The 4,826-nt window shown below is 73.2% G+C and carries 4 protein-coding genes; 3 read left to right on the top strand and 1 reads right to left on the bottom strand.

Translation table 11 applies throughout. The annotated features are described in order from the left end of the window. Window positions 1-148 precede the first annotated feature (148 nt). From PROKR_RS30345 to PROKR_RS00525, 3 genes are all read left to right on the top strand, one after another. Window positions 149-772, top strand: coding sequence for a hypothetical protein (locus PROKR_RS30345; protein ID WP_051432547.1), 624 nt, complete (start codon window positions 149-151; stop codon window positions 770-772). Beyond that, window positions 769-2,067, top strand: a complete 1,299-nt coding sequence (locus PROKR_RS00530) for a M23 family metallopeptidase (RefSeq protein WP_051432546.1) — start codon at window positions 769-771, stop codon at window positions 2,065-2,067. Before PROKR_RS30345 ends, PROKR_RS00530 begins: the two co-directional genes overlap by 4 nt. 173 nt (window positions 2,068-2,240) lie before the next feature. Further along, window positions 2,241-3,761, top strand: coding sequence for an MDR family MFS transporter (locus PROKR_RS00525; protein WP_084800174.1), 1,521 nt, complete (start codon window positions 2,241-2,243; stop codon window positions 3,759-3,761). A gap of 135 nt (window positions 3,762-3,896) precedes the next feature. Here PROKR_RS00525 and PROKR_RS00520 read toward each other — a convergent pair. Next, a partial coding sequence (locus PROKR_RS00520) for an SMI1/KNR4 family protein (protein ID WP_036958766.1) occupies window positions 3,897-4,826 on the bottom strand: 930 nt, incomplete at its 5' end.

Raw genomic sequence — 4,826 nt, 5'->3', positions numbered from 1 at the left:
GGCGGGGCGAGCGCTCGCAGAGCGCCGCCCGGCTCGCCCAGTCCCTGAACGCGGCACGGCAGGGTGGCCCGGCACCGGGCGCCGGCCCGCAGCCGTCCGCCATCGTGCACAACCCCGGACGACGTCAGATGCGAGGGCTGGGCCGCTCATGAAGCGCACTGTGATCGTGGTGCTGACGGTGATCGTCCTCGCGATCGGGACCTGGATCGGGTGGCCCCGCGAGGGCGGCCCGGCGGCCGACCCGACGGCTGAGGTGGGCGACGTCGTCACGTCAGGGGGTCAGGACGACTTCGACAACCCCGTGGGCACGTCCGACGACGCCGACGACGCGGCCGCCACCGAGGCTGTCGACGGTGACCCTGCGGCCGGCGACCCGGCGGTCGAGGTGACGGCCGAGCCGGAGTTCGACGAGGCCGCCCCCGCCGAGCCCGTCAAGGCCAGGTGGGACAAGGCCGTCCGGCAGGCCGCGCGCGACGCCGCCCTGGCGACCATGACCGCGTTCGCGGCGAAGGACCAGGCGGGGGACGCCTGGTGGGACGGCCTCAAGCCGCTCCTGACGCCGCAGGCGCAGCCGGTCTACCAGGACGTCGACCCACGCCTCGTGCCGGTCACCGAGGTGACCGGTGAGCCGGAGGTCACCGACGAGACGTCCACGCTCCTCGCCGAGGTGGCCGTGCCCACCGACATCGGCGCCTACACGGTGCTGCTGACCCGGGTCGACGGCGCGGCACCCTGGCTGGCCGAGCAGATCAGGCCGCCGGAGGGGTCGTGAGCGGGCGGGGCACCGTCGGGCTCGCGACGCGGGCCGTGTCGCAGGCGGTCCGGACCTCGCGGCCGGGCACCGGCAGGAGGAAGGACGACGCGACGCGACGTGCTGTGCTCGTGCTGGCCGTCCTGGCCGCAGCCGTCCTGGCGGTCCCGGCGGCGGTGATCGCGATGGTCGTGCTCGTGGGCGGCGCGGTCAGTGAGAACCAGTCGCAGAACGGCTGCAGCATGTCGGCGTCGGTGGTGCCCGCCGGGCAGGTGGAGGCCGCCGGCGGCTTCACGGCCGAGCAGCTGCAGAACGCGGCCGTGATCCTCCAGGTCGGTGAGGAGCGCGGGGTGCCGGCCCGCGCGCAGGCCATCACGGTGATGACTGCGCTGGGCGAGTCCGGCATGCGCAACCTGAACTACGGCGACGACCGGTTCGGGGTACGCAACCCGGACGGCTCGCTGACCTCCTCGATCGGCATGTTCCAGGAGCAGAAGTGGTACGGCACGGTCGAGGAGCGGCTCGACCCGGTGCAGTCCTCGGGCCGGTTCTACGACCGCCTGCTCGCCGTGACCGGCTGGGAGACGCTCGAGCCGACCATCGCGGCGCACAAGGCGCAGCGGAACGCCGACCCGTACCACTACCAGAAGTACTGGAACCAGGCGCTGGAGGTCATGCAGCTGGTCAGCGGTGCCGACAAGGAGGACCTCGCCGGGCTGTCCCGCTCCATCCAGGGCGCCGCAGCGGCCGCTCCGTGCATGTCCGGCTCGATCGGGCAGGCCGCCGTGAGCATCGGCGGCTGGGCCAACCCGGCGGTCGGGACCAAGGCGTCCGGGTTCGGCCCCCGCAACACCGGCATCGCGGGCGCGTCGACGTACCACCTGGGTCAGGACATCGCGGCGTCGTGCGGCACGCAGGTGTACGCGGCCGCGGCGGGGCGCGTGGTGATCTCCGGCGCGACCGGCTGGGGCACCGGCAACACGATCCGGATCGAGCACGGCATGGGCCTCGACTCGACCTACGGGCACCTGCTCACCGGCACGAACCTCGTGCGCGTGGGCCAGACGGTGCAGGCCGGGCAACAGATCGCCTCCATGGGCGGCGACTCGCGCATCGACCCGGCCGGCGCCGGGACGTCGTCGGGCTGCCACCTGCACTACGAGGTGCGGATGAACGGCGAGGCCGTCGACCCGGAGCCGTTCATGGCCGGGCAGGGCGTGACACTCGGCGTCGCGACGCCGGTCACGGAGCCGGTCTCCCCCTCGGGCGGTCCCGGGGACGGCGACGCGGAACCGACCGGCGCCACGGAGAACTGAGCTCGGCCCGGTCGATGCCCGACCGATGATTTCTGCCGACCGCAGACGTCGACAAAAACAGGTCGCGATCATCGCCGGGAATACTCGACGATGGTCCGGCGTCGTTAGACGTAGGTCGTGTGCAATGTCGCTCTCGATCTCGGCCCGCGCACCGTACCGAGAGGGCAATCCCCATGACGACCGAAATCCTTGACACCGCTGATCCGCTGGACGACCGCACCAGCCGCCCGACGTCGGGCGGCGCCGTGGTCGACGCGCCGGCGCGCCCCGACAAGCTCGCCCCCGGCCACTTCCGGGCCATCGCGCTGCTGATGGCCAGCGCCTTCACCGTGATCCTCAACGAGACCACCATGTCGGTGGCCCTGCCGCCGATCATGGACGAGCTGGGCGTGACCCCGACGGTCGGGCAGTGGCTCACCACCGCGTTCCTGCTGACGATGGCCGTCGTGATCCCGGCGACCGGGTTCCTCATCAACCGGCTCGGCACGCGCGGCGCCTACCTGCTCGCGATGTCCCTGTTCACCGCCGGCACCGCGCTGGCGATGATCGCGCCGGGCTTCGGCGTCCTGGTGACGGGCCGCGTGGTGCAGGCGACGGGCACGGCCATCATGATGCCGCTGCTCATGACGACCATCATGACCATCGTGCCGGCGCACATGCGCGGCCGGGTCATGGGCAACGTCGGTCTGGTCATCGCGGCGGCACCCGCGCTCGGCCCGACGCTCTCGGGCGCGATCCTCGAGCCGCTCGGCTGGCGCGGTGTGTTCGGCGTGGTCCTGCCGATCTCGGTGCTGGCGCTGGTCGCCGGCCTGCTCTGGATCCGCGACGTCAACGAGAAGGAGCACCACACGCTCGACCCGCTGTCCCTGCTGCTCACGCTGGTCGCGTTCGGCGGTCTCGTGTGGGGCCTGTCGGGGCTGGGCGAGGGCGCGCACGCGGGCGGCGGGCTCAACCCGTGGATCCCGCTGGGTGCGGGTCTGGTGTTCCTCGGCCTGTTCATCTGGCGGCAGATCGTGCGGCAGCGCACCGATTCCGCCCTGCTGGACCTGCGCACCTTCCTCGAGTCCAACTTCCGCGTGGCCATCGGCATCATGGCGGTCGCGATGCTGGCGATGCTCGGCACCCTGATCGTCCTGCCGCTGGTGCTGCAGGAGGCGATGGGCCTGTCGCCGCTCCAGTCCGGGCTGATCGTGCTGCCCGGCGCACTCGCGATGGGTCTGCTGGGCCCGGTCGTCGGCCGCTGGTACGACCGGGTCGGGCCGCGTCCGATCCTCGTGCCCGGCACGGTACTCGTGACCCTCGGCATCGGGATGCTCGCTTTCCTGCACCCCGGCATCTCGCCGCTCTACGTGCTGGGCGCGCACGTCCTGCTGAGCCTGGGCCTGGCCGCGGTGTTCACACCCCTGTTCAGCGCGGCGCTCGGTGTGCTCAAGCCGCACCAGTACTCGCACGGCTCAGCCACGATCAACACGGTGCAGCAGGTCGCGGGTGCGGCGGGTATCGCGCTGTTCATCGCGATCATGACTCTCCGGTCGGACACGCTGACCGCCGCCGGGGAGTCCGCCGCCGACGCCCTGACGTCCGGTGCCAGCCTGGCGTTCGCGATCGGCGCCGGTGTGATGGCGGTGACGATCGCACTGGCGGTCCTGATCAAGCGGCCCGAGACCGACGGCGAGTTCCACGGCGGGCACTGAGCCGGTCGGCATGACGTCGCCGGCCTGACGCCGCGGGTGTGACAAGGGCGGGGCCTCCTCCGGGAGGTCCCGCCCTCGTCGTGCGCGGGTCTCGTTCGTCCTGGCCTCGCGCGCGGGCGGCCGCGTCCTGGCCGGTCAGCGCCCGAACAGGCGGCCCAGCAGTCCCTTGCGTCGCGGCACCTCCGCGTCCGCCGAGGAGACCGGACCACCCTTCGGACGAGATCCGGTGGGCCTGGTCAGCCGGGTGACCTCGATGATCGGCTGCCCGCGCAGCTTCAGCAGCCGGTTGGCCGCCGCGATCGCGTCGGTCAGGGCCGGCGGGTGCGCCCGGTCGGGCGCCAGCCCGGCGGCCTTGAGAGTGGTCGGCACCGTCCCTGCGTCGAGCCGTTCGGCCCAGGCAGCCGGGTCAAGGTTGAGGAATTCGCTGTCCGACGGCGGCCGCGGGCCGGCTCCGGCGGGCTGGTCGTCCGGTCGCCGCGGGGAGCCCTCCCCGGAACCGGTCCCGCCCACCTCGACCCGCCGCCCCACCAGCAGCGCCGCCAGACTCTCCGCCCGGAAGGTCGCCCCGGCCGGCTGCTCGTGGTCGAGCAGCACGATCTGCCCCAGGTGGCCGTTCGGGCCGGGCGCGAGGTCGGCGGCCCAGACGTTGCCGGCGCCGTCCGTCCCCACAGGGAACCAGAGCGGCGAGCCGACGGCGGACTGCACCCGGCCGGCCGGATCCGCAGGCGCGGACGTGTCCGCGTCGGCGCTCCAGGTGCTGAACCGGGCCGCCGGCAGGAACGCCTCGCGCAGAAAGCTTCCGCGCAGCGGCACGATCTCGAACCCGCCGAACAGGTCCTCCTGCGGTTCGAACCGCAGGTTGCCCGAGCCGGCCGCCGCGTACAGGGCCCGCACCTCGGCGGGCAGCCGCGCGCCGTCGGGCAGCGCCGCTTCCGCCTCGTCGATCTCCTCGGGCGCCGCGCCGACGGCGTCGGGCATCCGCTCCGCGACCACCTGCGTCACGGTTTCCGCGTCCGCGGACGCCGCCGGGGTGCCGTCCGGCGGCGGCGAGATCGTCTCCCGGTA

Origin of the sequence: Promicromonospora kroppenstedtii DSM 19349 (assembly GCF_000515355.1) — a bacterium.
GTDB classification, from domain to species: Bacteria; Actinomycetota; Actinomycetes; order Actinomycetales; family Cellulomonadaceae; genus Promicromonospora; species Promicromonospora kroppenstedtii.
Note: the sequence above shows the minus strand (reverse complement) of the source record. Positions and strands in the feature narration are given on the sequence as shown.

Coding starts and splice junctions, on each gene's coding strand:
- PROKR_RS30345 (WP_051432547.1), top strand. CDS start 149: ATGAAGCGCACTGTGATCGTGGTGCTGACGGTGATCGTCCTCGCGATC.
- PROKR_RS00525 (WP_084800174.1), top strand. CDS start 2,241: ATGACGACCGAAATCCTTGACACCGCTGATCCGCTGGACGACCGCACC.